At 64.1% G+C, this 16,592-nt stretch carries 20 protein-coding genes; 6 read left to right on the top strand and 14 right to left on the bottom strand.

The features are described 5' to 3' along the window. Positions 1-95 precede the first annotated feature (95 nt). The 4 genes from ATC04_RS00865 (at position 96) to ATC04_RS00850 (ending at position 2,558) form a co-directional block, all read left to right on the top strand. Positions 96-569 carry a hypothetical protein gene (locus tag ATC04_RS00865; RefSeq protein ID WP_047120535.1) on the top strand — a complete coding sequence of 158 codons (474 nt, stop codon included), beginning with the start codon at positions 96-98 and terminating at the stop codon, positions 567-569. 99 nt (positions 570-668) lie between these two features. Continuing rightward, positions 669-1,274 (top strand): DUF305 domain-containing protein, encoded by a 606-nt coding sequence (locus ATC04_RS00860; protein WP_047120536.1) that lies wholly within the window; start codon positions 669-671, stop codon positions 1,272-1,274. A gap of 14 nt (positions 1,275-1,288) precedes the next feature. Continuing rightward, positions 1,289-1,930: a CueP family metal-binding protein gene (locus ATC04_RS00855; RefSeq protein WP_197413499.1), complete on the top strand. Its 642-nt coding sequence runs from the start codon at positions 1,289-1,291 to the stop codon at positions 1,928-1,930. Between the two features lie 262 nt (positions 1,931-2,192). Next, entirely contained in the window at positions 2,193-2,558 is a 366-nt protein-coding gene (locus ATC04_RS00850; RefSeq protein WP_047120537.1) for an SPW repeat protein, read from the top strand. Between the two features lie 86 nt (positions 2,559-2,644). Here the strand turns inward: ATC04_RS00850 and ATC04_RS00845 are convergent, their stop codons facing one another. The 7 genes from ATC04_RS00845 to ATC04_RS00815 all read right to left on the bottom strand — a co-directional run bounded on the left by ATC04_RS00845 (position 2,645) and on the right by ATC04_RS00815 (position 8,047). After that, positions 2,645-2,917: a helix-turn-helix domain-containing protein gene (locus tag ATC04_RS00845; RefSeq protein WP_082124032.1), complete on the bottom strand. Its 273-nt coding sequence runs from the start codon at positions 2,915-2,917 to the stop codon at positions 2,645-2,647. 204 nt (positions 2,918-3,121) lie between these two features. Beyond that, entirely contained in the window at positions 3,122-3,964 is an 843-nt protein-coding gene (locus ATC04_RS00840) for a bifunctional hydroxymethylpyrimidine kinase/phosphomethylpyrimidine kinase (RefSeq protein WP_160309112.1), read from the bottom strand. A 126-nt stretch (positions 3,965-4,090) separates the two neighbouring features. Then, the gene (gene rplI, locus ATC04_RS00835) at positions 4,091-4,549 is read right to left on the bottom strand and encodes a 50S ribosomal protein L9 (protein WP_047120539.1); all 459 of its coding nucleotides are present in this window, start codon (positions 4,547-4,549) and stop codon (positions 4,091-4,093) included. An 18-nt stretch (positions 4,550-4,567) separates the two neighbouring features. Next, on the bottom strand, positions 4,568-4,807 hold the full coding sequence (gene rpsR / locus ATC04_RS00830) for a 30S ribosomal protein S18 (RefSeq protein WP_013350683.1): 240 nt from the start codon (positions 4,805-4,807) through the stop codon (positions 4,568-4,570). Positions 4,808-4,869: 62 nt separating this feature from the next. Further along, positions 4,870-5,430 carry a single-stranded DNA-binding protein gene (locus ATC04_RS00825; RefSeq protein ID WP_047120540.1) on the bottom strand — a complete coding sequence of 187 codons (561 nt, stop codon included), beginning with the start codon at positions 5,428-5,430 and terminating at the stop codon, positions 4,870-4,872. A 55-nt stretch (positions 5,431-5,485) separates the two neighbouring features. After that, positions 5,486-5,782: a 30S ribosomal protein S6 gene (rpsF, locus tag ATC04_RS00820; protein ID WP_047120541.1), complete on the bottom strand. Its 297-nt coding sequence runs from the start codon at positions 5,780-5,782 to the stop codon at positions 5,486-5,488. Positions 5,783-5,980: 198 nt separating this feature from the next. Further along, the gene (locus ATC04_RS00815; protein WP_052772554.1) at positions 5,981-8,047 is read right to left on the bottom strand and encodes an acyltransferase family protein; all 2,067 of its coding nucleotides are present in this window, start codon (positions 8,045-8,047) and stop codon (positions 5,981-5,983) included. Between the two features lie 180 nt (positions 8,048-8,227). Between ATC04_RS00815 and lhgO the strand changes: the two genes are divergently transcribed. Beyond that, positions 8,228-9,436, top strand: coding sequence for an L-2-hydroxyglutarate oxidase (gene lhgO / locus ATC04_RS00810; protein ID WP_047120542.1), 1,209 nt, complete (start codon positions 8,228-8,230; stop codon positions 9,434-9,436). On the opposite strand, the gene ATC04_RS00805 is transcribed toward lhgO, so the two are convergent. From ATC04_RS00805 to ATC04_RS00795, 3 genes are all read right to left on the bottom strand, one after another. Then, positions 9,433-9,981, bottom strand: coding sequence for an LURP-one-related family protein (locus tag ATC04_RS00805; protein WP_052772555.1), 549 nt, complete (start codon positions 9,979-9,981; stop codon positions 9,433-9,435). The two genes, lhgO and ATC04_RS00805, sit on opposite strands and share 4 nt — an antisense overlap. Before the next feature lie 94 nt (positions 9,982-10,075). Continuing rightward, positions 10,076-10,414, bottom strand: coding sequence for a hypothetical protein (locus ATC04_RS00800; RefSeq protein WP_052772556.1), 339 nt, complete (start codon positions 10,412-10,414; stop codon positions 10,076-10,078). A 364-nt stretch (positions 10,415-10,778) separates the two neighbouring features. Further along, positions 10,779-12,041, bottom strand: a complete 1,263-nt coding sequence (locus ATC04_RS00795; RefSeq protein ID WP_231735868.1) for a M18 family aminopeptidase — start codon at positions 12,039-12,041, stop codon at positions 10,779-10,781. 247 nt (positions 12,042-12,288) lie between these two features. Here ATC04_RS00795 and ATC04_RS00790 point away from each other — a divergent pair, with 247 nt between their 5' ends. Further along, positions 12,289-12,774, top strand: a complete 486-nt coding sequence (locus ATC04_RS00790) for a lipopolysaccharide assembly protein LapA domain-containing protein (RefSeq protein WP_052772557.1) — start codon at positions 12,289-12,291, stop codon at positions 12,772-12,774. On the opposite strand, the gene ATC04_RS00785 is transcribed toward ATC04_RS00790, so the two are convergent. From ATC04_RS00785 to ATC04_RS00770, 4 genes are read right to left on the bottom strand one after another with little or no spacing between them, the layout of a single operon-like run. Beyond that, positions 12,775-13,470: a response regulator transcription factor gene (locus tag ATC04_RS00785; protein WP_047120544.1), complete on the bottom strand. Its 696-nt coding sequence runs from the start codon at positions 13,468-13,470 to the stop codon at positions 12,775-12,777. A gap of 3 nt (positions 13,471-13,473) precedes the next feature. Next, complete coding sequence (locus tag ATC04_RS00780) at positions 13,474-14,769, bottom strand: sensor histidine kinase (protein WP_047120545.1); 1,296 nt, start codon at positions 14,767-14,769, stop codon at positions 13,474-13,476. 25 nt (positions 14,770-14,794) lie between these two features. Continuing rightward, the gene (locus tag ATC04_RS00775; protein WP_047120546.1) at positions 14,795-15,649 is read right to left on the bottom strand and encodes an ABC transporter permease; all 855 of its coding nucleotides are present in this window, start codon (positions 15,647-15,649) and stop codon (positions 14,795-14,797) included. A 6-nt stretch (positions 15,650-15,655) separates the two neighbouring features. Then, positions 15,656-16,582: an ATP-binding cassette domain-containing protein gene (locus tag ATC04_RS00770; protein ID WP_047120547.1), complete on the bottom strand. Its 927-nt coding sequence runs from the start codon at positions 16,580-16,582 to the stop codon at positions 15,656-15,658. Positions 16,583-16,592: the final 10 nt, after the last annotated feature.

Below are 16,592 nucleotides of genomic sequence, written 5' to 3'. Positions count from 1 at the left end.
CGCGTGCGACTAGTATTCTCCCGAACACCGTGCGCGGTGCAGTTTCAACCTCGTTCTAAGTCCATTGACAGGCTCGGTGGCTAGGTTGGGTAGTGATGACTACAGCACGAGCCGCCGCACCCCGGCACCGCCTCACTGCGGCGCTGGTCCTGTTGCCGCGCGCAGTGCTTCTCTCCCTGCTGCTGATTCTCGGCCTGCTCTTGATGCACGGGATGAACCTGCACAACGAGCATGCGGCCGGTACTGGCGCCGCGGCTCCCGCCCAGAGCGCCCACGGGCACGCGGCAGGACCCCTGGCGCCGGGATCGGGACTCGTCGCCACGAGAACCCAGCATCTTGTCGGCCAGCCGAACGCGCTGGCCTGCACCGACTGCGATGAGCAGGGCGCACAGGCGGCCGCCGCCGGATGCGTCCTCGCGTTCATCCTCTTTTTCCTGCTCTTGCCGCGCCGCGGCAGCGTACTGGTCCGCCGGGTCTCCCCGTCGCGGGCCGGGCCGCGATGTTCCCGGGCAAACTGGAGCGTGCTGCGCGCGCCGAGCCTAATCAGCCTGTGTATTAGTCGCACGTGATGACCGGTGGCGGCCGGAAGCGTTTCGCCGATTCCCTGGCCGCCTCCCGGTAATCCGGCGCGTTTTGCGCGCCCTCGACAACAACACAGGAGATCTTCCATGAAGTCCACCCCTCTGACTCTCAGCGCCCTCGGGGCGGCGGCTGCGCTGGCCCTGGCAGGCTGTTCCGCGCCAGAACCAAACGACCCGGCGGAGCATTCAACCCACGACATGAGTGCCGCCCCGCCTTCGAACGAATCCGTGAACGCCGCGCAGAACGAGGCCGACGAAATGTTCGCTTCGATGATGGTGATACACCATGAACAGGCCATTGAGATGAGCGACATCCTGCTGTCAAAGCAGGGACTGGCCCCGGAAATCCAGCAGCTGGCGCAGGACATCAAGGAGGCTCAGGGCCCAGAAATCCAGACTCTGCGAACCTGGCAGGAACAGTGGAACGTCCCGTCGGACCAGCCCCATTCGATGGGCGAGGATGACGGAATGGTCAGCGACGAGAATCTGGAGAAGCTGCGCCAGGCCACGGCAGCGGAAGGCACCACGCTGTATCTGGAGCAGATGATCACCCACCACGAAGGCGCCGTTGAGATGGCAGAACAAGAGCTCTCAGAAGGACGTTACGCCCAAGCCAAGGACATGGCCCTGCGCATCGTCGACACCCAAACCGCAGAAATTGAGCAGATGAATGATCTGCTTTCCGCACACTAAGCCCGAAGGAAGCAATGAACTCCACCGAAAAACCAAGCGTCTGGAGCCGCCAGGCGGTGCGGCTCGCCGCTCCGTTGGCCATGCTTGCCATGGTGCTCAGCGGCTGCTCGCAGGCACCGGCCCCAACATCTGCTCCGGCATCCCAGTCCGACGCCGAATCTACCGCAGATTCAGGCGAACTGCTTGAACGGTTCGGCCTGCAGGGATTGGACGCGGCGCAGATCATCGATCAGCTGGAGCAGCTGCCGGTTGCCGAACGCCCGGCCAATCTGATGGCCTCGGTCCGTCCCGGGCAGCTGGTGCTCAGCGACGAAGCCGGTCGCCAGGCCGCCATGCAGCTGCCTGCGGACAAATTCTACCTTTCCGTCGCTCCCTACGAGAGCCAAACCCACGACTGCCATTTCCACAGTCTCACCACCTGCCTCGGGGAGCTACAGAATGCTGACGTCATCGTCGATTTCACGACAAACGATGGCACGAAGGTCCTGGACGGCATGCAGCTGGCAACCAATGACAACGGCTTCGTCGGTCTCTGGCTGCCCAGCGGAGTCACCGGTGAACTGACGATCACCGCCGGCGGCAAAACCTCGACGCAGTCCATCTCCACGGCAGGGTCCGAGGACGCCACCTGTCTGACGACCATGCAGGTCGTCTAGGACCGGCTTCCCTTCACCTGGTTCAGCACGGCAGTACACTGCGTGCCGAACCGGTGTGGGCATGGGCCCATGAACGTTGCCACGCCCGAGTTCTGGAGCTTCGAGACGCTCGCTTGGTGCGAAAATCGCCAAATTCCTAAGGAAATCTGGCTGTTACCGTTTTGTCCCCGAATTGCCGTTGACCCGTCATGGGGTCGCTCCTACATTTAAGGTGACTCCCGTCGGGGGCCCTCTGAAAATTCATGTTGGAGGTCGGATTCAAATGAAGAAATGGACTCGGTGGCAAGACTGGGTCGGTGTCGCGGCAGGTCTGTATGCCGCAATCGCATCTATCTGGCTCAATGGAACGACAACATCCATGACGCTGATGATGGTCTTCGGTTTGCTGATGGTCGTCACCGCAGTGTGGAGCGTTGCGATGCCGCGTCTCGTTTCGATGGAATGGGCACTTGCCATTTCGGGTGCACTGCTTTTTGCCTCGCCGTGGATGGGACAGTTCACCAGCTACGCCATGAGCACATGGGTGTCATGGATTTGCGGTGCCGTTGGCATCGCAGCGGGCTTGATGGCCTTGGCCCCGGCCATGGAAATGCGCCACGCAACAGGCGGCTCAAGCACCGCACACTAGATTCCTCGTGAAAGACCAGTGCATTCACATTGCCTGGGCTCCGGATGATTGACGATCCGGAGCCCAGGCAATGGTTTTTTAGTTGTTCAGGTGCCAATTGGCTCGCCCAGCTCCGTGAGATGTCCCAGCGCTGGGATGCCTCCGAACCAGCCGCTTAGTTGAATGCCGCGTGGGGTGCCTTCGGCGACGTAGCGCAACTCCAAGCGGCAGCCGATGGCCTCCGCATGCCGAGGCAGGGTTGCCAGCTGGACGCGGTCCAGGTCTCCTGATTCAAGTTTCTTGACCCGGTCGGCGCTGACCTTAAGGCTTCCGACGAGATCCTTGGTGCTCAAACCTGCCACTTCGCGAAGCTGCGCCAGCTAGGTATATCCGTCGCAATCCTTGGGAAATCTGGCACGCCTCTTCTGGGATTCCTTAGCCAGATTTTCGATCATTCGGGGATAACGGTACACAAGAGATTCGGCTTTCTCGATGCACGCGAACTATCAACAAGGCCACGGGAGGAACCAACGCTTGCTAGCTTCGGCAGCTGGGCAGGATGATCCGTGATGTCCGTCGTGCTTCTAAATGCGGCCGATTCGGCGCGCTTCAAGCCGTCGGCGTACTGCGGATCCGGCTTGTTCCACGGCGTCGGCGATGCCCAGACCTTGGTGCAGCCCTGCCACGATCGAGGCGGCCATGACGTCCCCGGTTCCCTTGACACGCACGTCCAGGCGCTCGTAGCCGATGGCGGCGACCTCATCTGCTGTCACGACGAGATCCTCGCCGTGCTGCCTGTCCTGCCCCTCCAAGCCGCTGGCAACCACCCATTGGCAGCGTCCGGACAGCAGACGGCGCGCGTCCTTGATGATCTGGTCGACGGGTTGCTCGCGCGCCGGGGGGCTTTCAAGCAGGTGCTGCAGTTCAAAGAGGTTGGGAACGATCCCGGTAGCCAGCGGGAGCAGCTCCTTGCGCAGGGCAGCGGCGACCTCGGGATCGGTGTAGGCGCCCACGTCGTAATCCCCAAGCGTGGGATCGACGACGACGCGCAGCTGCGGGCGGCGTTCGAGCAGCATGCGAAGCCAGCTGGCTACGGCGACCACCTGGGCCGGGCCGGCGAAGTACCCGGTGTAGACGGTGGAGACCTCATCTGCGATGCCGAGCGCGGTGAGGTCATGCAGCGCGTCCGCAACCCATGGGCCCGACAGGTCGGCGGCGTGCACCTGCGGGTAGTGCGGCAGGTTGCTGAGCATGGCGGTGGGCAGCGCCGCGACCTTCAGGCCGCGCTCCGTCAACACCGGCACCGAAGCGCTCAGGCCGACCGTGCCGTAAACCACTTGGGATCCGATGGCAATGATATCCACCGGGCAGGAATCCAGTTCCCACCGTTCACGCGACAATGCGCTGTTTTCATCCTGTTGTTCCACACCCATATCTTAACGAGAGGGAGCCCCTGCCGTTCTTTCGGAGTGCTTTGATTAAACGCCAACGGGTGGCGCGCTCCCCTCGCGGAGAGTGCCCCACCCGTCGGACAGGAAGCAGGTCTGGAGGACTTACTTCTTTGCAGCAGCAACAACCTGCAGGCGCAGGTTTGCAACAACGTCCTCGTGAACGCGAACGGTTGCGGTGTAGTTGCCAGTCGACTTGATGTGGTCGCTGACCTCAATGTTGCGCTTGTCGATCTTGCCCAGACCAGCGTTTGCAACAGCAGCAGCAATGTCTGCGGTCTTCACGGTGCCGAACAGGCGGCCGTTAGCGCCAGCCTTGACGGTAACCTTGACCGGCTGGGACTTCAGCGATGCTGCAAGAGCCTGAGCTTCCTCAAGGTTTGCAACGGCGCGAGCAGCGCGAGCAGCCTTGATGGAATCAACCTGCTTCTCACCACCCTGGGTCCAAACGATTGCGAAACCGCGTGGCAGCAGGTAGTTACGGGCGTAGCCGTTCTTTACCTCGACAATATCGCCAGCAGCACCGAGACCGGATACTTCGTGAGTCAGAATGATCTTTGCCATTTTGCTATCCCTTCTTCCTTAGCCTCGGCCAGCGCCGGAGTAAGGCAGCAGGGCAACTTCACGTGCGTTCTTGATTGCCTGTGCGATCTTGCGCTGTTCCTGCACGGAAACGCCGGTCACACGACGAGCGCGGATCTTACCGCGATCGGAGATGAACTTGCGCAGCAATGCGGTGTCCTTGTAGTCGATGACGGTGATGTCAGCGGCCTTCAAGGGGTTGGACTTTGGTTTGGGCTTACGGATTTCAGCCTTAGCCATCGTGGAGCTCCTTTAGTTTGGGAGCCCGCAGATTATTCTGCGGGATGGTGAATAAATAGTGGTTAGAAAGGCGGTTCGTCGTTGCCCGGGTTGCCCCAGCCGCCACCGTTGTTTCCGCCAGTGCTCCACGGGTCGTTGGCTGGAGCGTTCCAGCCACCACCCTGCTGCGGCTGCTGTTGCTGCGGCTGCTGTGGTGCATTTTGCTGTGGTGCGTTGGAGAAGCCTCCACCGCCAAATCCGCCGCCGCCACCGCCGGAGCGCTGGGTGCGGGTTACCTTGGCGGACGCAAAGCGGAGCGACGGGCCGATTTCGTCGACCTCGAGCTCCATAACGGTGCGACGTTCGCCTTCCTTGGTGTCGTAAGAACGCGAGCGCAAACGACCCTGGGCGATGACGCGCATGCCCTTGGTCAGCGTTTCTGCAACGTTCTCTGCAGCCTCGCGCCATACCGATGCACGCAAGAACAGGGCTTCCCCGTCCTTCCATTCATTGGTCTGGCGGTCAAAGGTGCGAGGAGTCGAAGCGATCGTGAAGTTCGCTACGGCTGAGCCGGACGGCGTGAAACGCAGCTCCGGATCGGCGGTCAGGTTTCCGATAACGGTAATAACAGTCTCGCCTGCCATTGACTCTCCTTAGAAAAGTTTGAACGTTTGTCCTACGACGGAAGTACTTGCGTAATTAAACGCGAGCCTCTTCCGGACGGGTGACCTTGTGGCGCAGGATCAGTTCGTTGATCTTGAGCTGACGCTCAAGCTCAGCCGAAGTAGCTGGATCTGCGGTGTAGTTCACCACGATGTAGGTGGCTTCTGCCTTCTTCTTGATCTCGTAAGCCATCTTGCGACGACCCCAGACATCAACCTTGTCGATGGTGCCACCGTGGGAGCGAACAACCTCGAGGTACTTCTCGATGGTTGGCTCTACGGTGCGGTCATCGACCTCTGGATCGATGAGGACCATAAGTTCATAAGCACGCATGTGAACCCACCTCCTTTGGGCTAAACGGTCGCGGCCTTTCCGCAACAGGAGGTTCTTGCGTTGCCTGAGCCGGACACACCCAAGTTTCGGGCGTGCGGTAGCACAGACCTTCCAAGCTTACCCGAGGGTGCCCGCCTTGTAGTAGTCAAGGTGTCGCAGATCATGAAATGCGCTCCGCGCTCGCGACCCGTACCTGTATTAGCCCTCCAGGTCGCGGTCGATCAGCGGTTGGATCCGGTTGATGAAGTCCGGGGCAAGGGTGCGCATGTAGGTGTCTGAGACATGGTGCTTGTCCCGGTACACCAGAACGTTGCCCACGAGCGACGGGCAGGTTTCCTCGGTGCAGAATTGATCGGTGAGATCCAGGACCTGCACACGCGGCTCCAGCTTCCCTGCTTCTCCGGTGACATCCCCCGGCGGCAGGGCCTTGTCCCGCGGGGTGACGCACCGTTGGGGATTCTCGGGATTCTCGGCCAGGCAGTCCCTGGCGTAGCCTTTGAGCGCCGGACGGGGTGTGTCCACCAGCGAGATGACGTCAATCCCCGCATCTTCGAGCTCCGACCAGGCCTCGGCAAATCCCCGTGCAGCGTCCGAAGTGTAGGACGGTTCGGCCCAATTGGCAGTCAGCACCACGTCGATGTCGCCGCGCTCGGCCAAACGCCGCGCGGTTTCCCTGTTCGCCTCGCTGCAGGAAATCGACCCGTCGGCTTCCGCTGTGCGCTGCGCCTTGGAGAACGGGCAGGAGTCCTTCAGATAGGTAACCAGCTTCCAGTCGTTGGCATCAGCCAGCGCCTGCACGGCCTGGTACCAGTGCGTGGCGTGCGAATCGCCGACCAGCGCAATGGTGGTCTTTGCTGACGGGTTGCCGAATTCGCATTCCTTGGCCTGCGTGGACTGGGGTTTTTGCACGCAGTCCCCGAGCTGCGGAAAATCACCGCTGGCTTCGCTGAGCGTGGGAACAATCTGACGGTTCTCGCCCAGATAGGCCGGCATGCCCTGCGCCAGCGAGGCGGCGCCGAAACCGGGAGGCGGGTTGCTGGTCAGTTCGGCCGCCTGCTTGTTCTGCTTCTCAGCGAGGGCGGACTGCGCCTGCTGCGGGACGAATCCCAGCGTCGCGACAAGACCTACGGCAGCTGCCCCGGCCAGCACGGTGCGGCCGGCTCCGCGCGACAAGGTCGGCCAGCGGCGCACCGGATTCTCGACATAGCGGAAGCTGAGCTGCGCCAAAAGCAGCGACAGGGCAAGCAGGCCCACGGATTCCAGCGGGCCGGGATCACCGCCGGTAAGCTGCGCGGCAAAGACGATCAACGGCCAGTGCCACAGGTACAGGGAATAGGACACTGCGCCGACCCACTGGATCGGTCCGCTGTCCACCACCGGGTGCAGCGACAGCAGTCCTTCGGTGCGCTCCGCGGCGATGATCAGCACCGTGGAGAGGACCGGGACCAGGGCGGCAACACCGGGGAAAACGATATCCCCGCTGTATGTGAATGCCGCGCCGGCCAGCGCGGCCAGCGCAAAAAGCACCAGGACATTGCGCAGCACGGCGGGAATTCCTTCCAGAATCCGCCGTCCGGTTTGCGCCCGCTGTGCGGCAACCAGGGCCAGCAGACCGCCAGCCGCCAGTTCCCAGACCCGGGTGGTGGTGACAAAATATCCGCTGGGATCACCTGAGAAACCCAAATAGGCCGAATAGGCCAGCGAAGCCAGCGCGGTGGCCGAGAAACCGATCCACAAGGCGCTGGTTCTCCAGCGGCGAAGCGGTCCGGCAAAGGCGGCCACCACCAGCAGCGGCCAGAAAAGATAGAACTGCTCCTCCACACCCAGAGACCAGAAGTGCTGCAGCGCGCTCGGGGCTTCCTCGGCTGCGAGATAGTCCACCGACGACGCGGCCAGCACCCAGTTCTGCACCGACAGGGCGGAGGCTACGGCCTGGATGCCGAGCGATTCCCACAAGGTGCTGGGCAGGAGCAGCAGCGTTCCCGCCACGACCACCACGATCACCAGCAGCGCCGCAGGCAGGATTCGCCGCACCCGCCCGGCGTAAAAGGACAGCAGGTCGATGCGGCCGGTGCGGTCGGCTTCGCGGAGCAGATGGGAAGTGATGAGGAACCCGGAGATGACAAGGAAAATATCCACCCCGATATACCCGCCGGGCAGGATCCGCGGTTCCAGATGGTAGACCACCACCAGCAGGACCGCCAGTGCGCGCAACGCCTGGATTTCGGGCCGGAAGTTTCTGATCGGGGCGGCAAACGAACTCATAGTGCTTGATCGAATCAGCCCCGGGTAAACATCCGGTGAGCGCCAATCAACGGGCGCAGAAACTGCGCGTCTGAAATGACTGAAAAGGCTGGCGTAATTCAATTGTTTCGCAAGCCGTTCATCGGTAGCGTTTCCAGATGTTCCCGTGATCTTCCGCGCTGCCCGACGTTAGGACCCGCAATGCCCCAAGCCAAGTCGTTTGCAGTGGTAGGTGCCGGGATCATCGGCGCCGCGGTGGCCCGGGAGCTGCTGGCCAGATATCCCGGATCGAGCGTCACCGTCGTGGAGAAGGAACAGGCGGCAGCCGGGCACCAGACGGGGCACAACTCCGGGGTAGTCCACGCCGGGCTCTACTACGAGCCGGGAGGCCTCAAGGCCAAGCTGTGCCGACGCGGCGTTGAACTGCTCCAAGACCTTGCCCAGGCCAGGTCTCTTCCCTATGAGCAATGCGGCAAATTGGTGGTGGCGCTGGAAGCCGACGAGGAACAGCGGCTGAAGAACATCTTCGAACGGGCGCAAGCCAACGGTGTTCCCGGGGTGGGGATGCTCGGTCCGGATGGCATCAAAGACATCGAACCCAACGCGGTGGGGCGGATGGCCCTGCACTCCCCAGGTACGGCGATCATCAGCTATGCCGCGGTGACCGAAGCCCTGCTCGACGAAGTGCGGCTGGCAGGCGGAGAAGTGCGTTTCGGCTGCGCCGTCGAGCGTATCGAGGAACTAGCCACCGGGGTGCGCCTTCATACCAGCACCGGGCAGTTCCTTGCAGACCACGTCATCGTGTGCGCAGGATCCCAGTCCGACCGGCTGGCCCGCGGTTCCGGGGCCAACGCCCAGCCCAGTGTTGTGCCGTTTTTCGGCCAGTATTTCCAGTTGGAGGAAAGCTACCGCACCATCCTCAACGGGCTCGTCTATCCGGTCCCGGATCCGAAATACCCTTTCCTCCGCGTCCACCTGACCAAGCGCGTGGATGGCCAGATGATGGTCGGACCCAATGCCTTCCTCTCCCTGTCGCGGGAGAAGTACCACGGCCTGGGACTGGATTTCAAGGATCTCGGGGAGGTCATGGCCAACCCTGGTTTCTGGAAGTTCGCGTCGCGGAACTTGCCTACGGCTGTCCGCGAGATCCGCACCGTGGTCTCGGAACAGTTTTTCCTCAGGGAAGCTGCGAAGTACGTTCCGTCGCTGGAGGGAGCCAAGGCGACCCGCCTCACCCGCGGCATCCGGGCGCAGGCCATGGACGCCGACGGCAAGCTGCTGGACGACTTCGCCATCGACTACCGCGATCATGCCACGCATATCCGCAATGCGCCGTCTCCCGGCGCCACCAGCTCCCTGGCCATCGCCGAGTACATCGTAGATTCGCTGGTCTCCAGGAGCATCGCCTAACCGCGGGACTGCTTCTCCCGGATCAGGTCCAAGGCCAGCACCGCGCCGACGGTCATCAGGCGGTGCCCCGGGCTGAGGTTCGGTGCGAGCCGCACCGCGTAGGTGGACTTGCCGATCAGCGCGTTGCCCAGGCCCGACCAGCTGCGCGAAACGGTGGCGATGACCTGGCCGCGGGCGCTGATCTGGAATTCGAAATCCCAGAGATTTCCGTCCAGGTCGATCTCTTCGCCTTGGAAATCCACGGTGACCTTGGTCTTGAAGAAGGTGATCCGCTTGACGAGGGTCGCGATCTGGTTGCCCTGGCCGTCCATGATCTCCATGCGGTCGCGCCCCACGCTCATGGTGTCCTTCACCTGGAGTACCGGGTTGTCCGGTCCATCGAACACCGTCAGCTGCCGGGACCCGGCGAACATGCGGCCCAGCGCGCTTCCGCCGGTCTCTACATGGGCGACCTGCACGCCCTCGCCGTTCAAGATGGCGAAATCGTTCTTCATGAGGTTCTTGGTCTGCTGGATGACCAGCACGTCAGATTCGAAGATCGTCATGCCAGCGATTATGCCATTTGCGGCTTGCCGTCCCCGGGCCATCAAACGCGATTCAGCCCAGGAATGTGCGGTCCGCCTTGGACAGCGGCACCGTTCATCCAGCTTCGGATCCAGTCTGAGGCGGAAGGGGATCCAGTTTGAGGCGGAAGGCCGCTTCCAAGGCCAGCCGCCCGGCACCCCAGTACACCGGGATCACCAGCCATACGTGCCATCCCCAATGCATGGTCAGGGCGAGGATGGGAGTAGCAAAGAGGACCGCAATCCCCAGACCCCGGGAGATCAGCTCCACGCCCTTGGTGTAGGAGTCGCGCTGCTCAGCAACTCGGTATTCCAGCCCATCGACCGAGGCTTGGAACTGCGGCGTTTCCACGCTGGCAAACAAGTCTCCCACCGGCACTTGCAGAGCGGCGGCGATTTTCGACAGCGTGTCCATGCTGGCGTCCTGGCCGGCTTCCAGACATTGGACTGTTCTGACGGTGACCCCGCTTTCGTGGAGAATCGTTCCTGCGTCTACCCCATGGTGCGGCGTATTTCCGATATGCGTGATTCGTTCATGCAGATCACACTAGCCATTGAGGACACGACAACACCACGACTTTCTGCCGACAGCTACCCGACAATGTCACGTCATCGCGCATTTCCGGCTTCATGAGACCCGTGGCTACGTTTTCAGGAAAGCTGCTCGGAACGGTGGAACTTCGCGCGAATTGCATATACCTGATACTGCATATGCGATACATTCGAAGGCCGCGACCGGACGTCCTCCCTCTGAGATTCCGGCCGCGGCCTTGGGTCAACTACTCGCCGAAGAAGACGCGGGCCACCTTGGACAGGTACCACGGGTCGTCGACGCCGCACATCTCGCGGGCCGAGTGCATGGACAGCAGCGCCACGCCCACGTCCACGGTGCGGATGCCGATACGGGTCGCGGTCAGCGGGCCGATGGTCGATCCGCAGGGAACCCGGTTGTTGGAGACGAATTCCTGGTACGGCACCCCGGCGGCGGCGCACCAGCCGGCGAACGCGGCGGCGCCCACGGCATCGGTGGCATACCGCTGGTTGGCGTTGATCTTCAGCAGCGGGCCCGCATTGACCTGCGGGCGGTTCGCCGGGTCGTGGCGCTCGGCGTAATTCGGGTGCACGGCGTGGCCGGCGTCGGCCGACAGGCACACGGAGTTGGCCAGCGCGCGGGCGGTGTCTTCCACCGTGGCGCCGAACGAGGCCTGGATGCGCTGCAGCAGTTCCTCCAAGAAGGGGCCGCTGGCGCCCGAACGCGACTCGGAACCCAGTTCCTCGTGGTCGAAGGCCGCCAGCATGGCGATGCGCCGGCCCTCTGGCTTGCGCGCGTAGTCGGTCAGCGCGATCAGGCCGGCGTGCACCGAGGACAGGTTGTCCAGGCGCGAGGAGGCGAAGAAGTTCTTGCCTTCGCCGAACACCTCGCCGCGCTGCGCCGGAGCGGTCAGCACGTCGTAGCCGGCGATCTGCGCCGGATCCACGCCGGCCGAGGCGGCCAGCACTGCCAGGATGTCAGCGTCAGCCAGGTCTCCGGCACCGAAAATCGGGTTGGTGTGGGTCTGGCGGTCCAGAGTCAGTCCGTCGTTGACCTGTCGGTCCAAGTGGATGGCCAGCTGCGGGATACGCAGCAGCGGCTCGGTCTGCGCCAGATGCACCGATCCGTCGCGCAGCACCAGACGGCCGGCGAGCACCAGCTCGCGGTCCAGCCACGAGTTCAGCAGCGGTCCGCCGTAGACCTCCACCCCGGCCTGCCACCACCCGTTGGATCCGGTGGTCGGCTTCGGCTTCAGCTTGAAGCCGGGCGAGTCGGTGTGTGCGCCGAGGATGTGGAAGCCAGTGGTGGCAGCGGCCCCCTCGGGCTGCACCCAGGCGATGACCGCGCCGTCGCGCACCACATAGTAGGCGCCGGCCCCGAGGGTCCATGCCTCGGCTTCGTCCAGCGCCGTGAACCCGGCGGCATCCAGCCGCTTCGCCGCGCTCGCGGCGGCGTGGTAACTCGACGGGGAGGTCGCTACGTATTCGGCCAAATCTGCAATGTGTGCCATTGCCGCGGCTTGTGCCATGACTGGATGCTCACTTCTTTCGCGATCGATTGTCATCAAGTGCTGCTGCCGGCGGGATCTGCCGGGTTGTCTCCAGCTTAGTAGTCTGCGCCGCGGATTGGGTCCGGCGAAGTGCGCGGGCGACCCAGGCGGGGAAATGCCCGCGAATTGCGCGACCGGACTTGACGCGGATCGCGGACGGCGTAAATGCTGTGATCAGGCCTACGCCGACCAAGAAAGCGAGTACATCATGCCAAAGACCAACCGCACGCCCGAAGATTTCCCGGAGCACCGTGATTCCCTCGAGCCGCAGTCGGAGACCAAGGCCGGAGTAGACCCTGAGCAGGCTGATGGGCTGGGCACCACGCTGGATTCCAGCCCGGCATCCGTTGAGACCGAACCCTATGTTCCGGCGGAGCCGGATCCCGAGGGGCTGCGGCCGCTGCCCGTGGAGGACTCCGAGGACCGCGCCCACTCGACCAGGCTCGCCCGGTTGTGGACGGCGACCGTCATCAGCGTGCTGCTGCTGATCCTGCTGATTGTTTTCATCGCGCAGAACCAGAACCCTGTCACCGTGCTGTACTTCGGGCTGCGCGGCGAGATCAGCCTGGGCCTGGCCCTGTTCATCGCGGCGCTGGGCGGCGCGCTGGTGGTCGCAGCCATCGGCGCGGCACGCGTCATCCAGCTGCGCGCCTCCGAACGCAAGAAGCGCCGGGCCGAGCGCAAGGGCCGGTAGCTAGAAGTCCAGTCCCTGCGAGGGAATGACCAGCCCGGTCTCGTAAGCGTAGACCACTGCCTGCACCCGGTCGCGCAGGTGCAGCTTGGTCAGGATGCGCCGCACGTGGGTCTTCACCGTCGCTTCCGAGAGGAAGAAGCGATGGGCGATCTCCGCGTTGGACAGGCCTTCGGCGAGCGCGCGCAGCACCTCCTGCTCACGCGGGGTCAGGTCGTCCAGCAGCGGGTCGCGCTGCGGGGCGGCGGTGCTCGCCGGGGCCTGCCCCGCGTTGCGCACATAGGTCTCAAGCAGCCTGGCGGTCACGCGCGGCGCCACCACGGCGTCGCCGGAGGCCACCAGGCGGACCGCGGAGACCAGCTCCTCCGGGGCGACGTCCTTGAGCAGGAAGGCGCTGGCGCCGGCCTGCAGCCCGGAGAACGCGTATTCGTCCAGGTCGAAGGTCGTCAGGATGATGATCTTGGTTTCCGGGTGCGCCTTGGCGATGCGTTCGGTGGCTTCGATGCCGTCCATGTTGGGCATGCGCACGTCCATGAGCACCACGTCCGGGTGCAGGGCCGCGGTCTGGGTCAGCGCTTCCAGCCCGTCGGCCGCCTCGCCGGCGATCTGGATGTCCGCCTCGCCTTCGAGGATCAGGCGGAAGCCCATCCGCAGCAGGGGTTGGTCGTCGACCAGCAGTACCTTGATGTTTTCGTCCATGTCCTACCCCTTTGATGCCTTCTGGTTACCATTCTTCGCGCTGCACTCGGGCAGCTGCAACATCGCCTTAACAATCCATCCGCCGCTGGCCACGGGGCCGGCGTCCACCGTGCCGTCGAACAGCTCGGCGCGCTCGCGCATGCCGCGCAGCCCGCGGCCGCTGCCCACGCTGGGCACCCGGGTGGCGTCCCCGTTGTCCAAGATCTCCAGCCGCACCTGGTGCCTGCCGTGTTCCAGGCGGACCTGGACGTCGGTGACGTTGCGCGCATAGCGCAGCGAGTTGGTCAGCGACTCCTGGACGATGCGGAAGATGGTCAGCGCGAACGCCTTGTCCTCCGGCAGCGGCTCCCCCACGTAGGTGTAGGTCAGCGGCAGCCCGGCGGCGCGGAAGCCTTCGAGCAGGTTCTCCATGCTGCCGCCGGTGGGCTGCGGCGCCAGCTCCCCGCCCTCCCCTTCACGCAGCACGCCGAGCATGCGCCGCATGTCCGCCAGCGCGGCGCGTCCGGTGCCAGACAGCTCCGCGAGCACCTCCTCGGCGCGGTCCTGGTCCCGGCGGCCCACCACGCGGGCGCCTTCGGCCAGCGCGATCATCACCGACAGCGAGTGCGCCACCACGTCGTGCATCTCGCGGGCGATGCGGTTGCGTTCCTGCACCTGCGCCAGCCGGGAGACCTGCGAAGCCCAGTGGTTCAGCTCCGCCTCGTGGATGCGGGCGTTGCGGATGTACACGCCGATGGCGGCGGCGGTGACGTAGAAGCCGATGAGGAACGCCGCCAAGACCCCGATGATGATCACGGCCAGCGTGGATTCGCTGATCCCGTCCGAGGTGTCGAGCTCCATGCCGCTCATGTCGGGGAAGCCGACCAGCACCATGAGGACCATCTGGAAGCTGCCGGCCAGGATGGCCAGCGGAATCGAGCGCCGGGCCGAGTAGCTGGTGGCCACCATGTACAGGGCGAGCATCATGCCCAGGCCCTCGGTCCCGTAGACCGAGCCGACGTCCAGGATCGAGATGCATTCCAGGGCGAACACGATGCACAGCACCGTCATCGGCGCCCGGCGGCGGAACAGCAGCGTGCCGGCGGTGGCCAGCGTGACCAGCAGCAGCGCCAGCTCGTTGCTGGCCTCCATATCCGCCATCAGCAGCACCCCGGGCAGGGTTCCGAGCAGGTAGAAGACCACGACGCCGATGGACACCAAACGCGGATGGGTCCTCAGGTACCTGCGTACCCGGCCCATCCGCTTGGCGGCCAGTTCGTCGAAGGAGGCTAGCGACTCCTGCTGCGAAAGGTTGCTCATGGTTTCCAGTCTAGTTTTCCAATTCCTACTTGATGTCGCGGCTCTTGAGCAGGATTCCCGCCAGCAGCAGCGGGAGCACGATCCATCCGGCCACCCCGACCAGCTGCTGCCAGGTTTCCAGCGTGCTCGGGTAGCTCAGCGGCAGGGCCAGCGACAGCCCCAGCTGGTCCGGCATGAACCGGGCGTAGTCCTTGAACCAGTCGGTGACTGCCATCAGGATCTGCGCGATCATCGGCAGCACGAAGAACAGCGCGACCAGGCTGGTGATGCCGCCGGCGGAGTTGCGCAGCAGCAGGCCCAGAGCTAGGCCGATCAGGGAGGCCATCACCACGGCGAGCGCCCCGTACCAGAGCACCCGCTGGAAGGCCTCGCCGCCCAGGTCCAGGGTCATCGAGTAGTTCTCGGCCAGCGGCCGGCAGACCAGGTAGGCGGCCAGCGTGGACACCAGCTGCACCACCGCGGTCAGCGCGGTGATCAGGATGATCTTGGCGGTCAGCACCCGCAGGCGCTGCGGGCTGGCCAGGAAGGTGCTCACGGCCGAGCCGGTGGTGAATTCGCCGCTGAACAGCAGCACACCCAGCACGCCGAGGATCAGTTGGGAGAACATCAGGCCGGAGGCCATCGTTTCCACGGCGAAGTCAGCGGTGCCCATGCTTTCGGTGCCCGGGATCTGCCCGAGCTCCGGGCTGCTGCTCATGAACGATCCCACGCCCCACACGCCGATCGCGGCGATGCCGATGTACACGGCGATCGAGACCAGGACCAGGATGCGGGTGGAGTTCAACGAGAAAAAGCGGATCATTTCGCTGCGCAGCACGCCGCCCAGGGTGACCCTGCCGTATCCCCGCGCCGCCGCGCGGGATGCTAGTTCGGTGCTCATGGTTTCCTACTTCCCAGCCTCGTTGTCGGTGGACACCTGCGAGCGGTACTCGATGGCGTCGCGGGTCAGTTCCATGTACGCGTCCTCCAGGGTACGCTGCAGCGGACGCAGTTCGCTGAGCACGATCCCGGCCTCCAGCGCGCGGCGGCCGATCTCCTCGGACTGAGGTCCGGTGACCTCCAGCGTGGCGGCGTCAAGCCGCCGCAGCTGCACTCCCTCGGCCGCCAGGGAGTTCATCAGCACCTCGATGTCGCGGGCGCGGACCACCGTCTGGGCCAATCCGTTGTCGATGAATTCGCTGATCGGGGCGTCGGCCATGATGCGGCCGCGGCCGATCACAATCAGGTGGTCGGCGGTCTGCGCCATCTCGCTCATCAGGTGCGAGGAAATGAACACGGTTTTCCCGGCGGCTGCCTGCTGGCGGGCCAGGTTGCGGACCCAGGCCACGCCTTCGGGGTCCAGCCCGTTGACCGGTTCGTCGAGGATCAGCACCTGCGGGTCGCCCAGCAGGGCGGTGGCGATGCCCAGCCGCTGCCCCATGCCCAGCGAGAAGCCGCCGACCTTCTTGCGCTGCACCGGCGCCAGGCCGGTCAGCTCCAGCACCTCGTCCACCCGGGACGCGGGCAGGCCTGCGGTGGCGGCCATGGCGCGCAGGTGCGAGCGCGGGGTCAGCGACTTGTGGACCGATTTGGCCTCCAGCAGGGTGCCGACCTCGGTCAACGGGTGGGTGGAGGACTTGAAATTCTTCCCGTTCACGAGCACCTGCCCGCCCGTGGGGTTTGCCAGTCCAACGATCATGCGCATGGTGGTTGATTTGCCTGCGCCGTTGGGGCCGAGGAAGCCGGTGACGATCCCCGGTTGAACCGTGAACGACGCATTGTCGACCACGGTTTTTGCACCGTATTTCTTGGTCAATTCCTGTACCTGGATCATATCTCCAGCA

The organism is Arthrobacter sp. YC-RL1 (assembly GCF_001454985.1).
Classification (GTDB): domain Bacteria; phylum Actinomycetota; class Actinomycetes; order Actinomycetales; family Micrococcaceae; genus Glutamicibacter; species Glutamicibacter soli.
The sequence above is the reverse complement of the archived record's forward strand: the minus strand, read 5'-3'. Positions and strand labels throughout refer to the sequence as shown.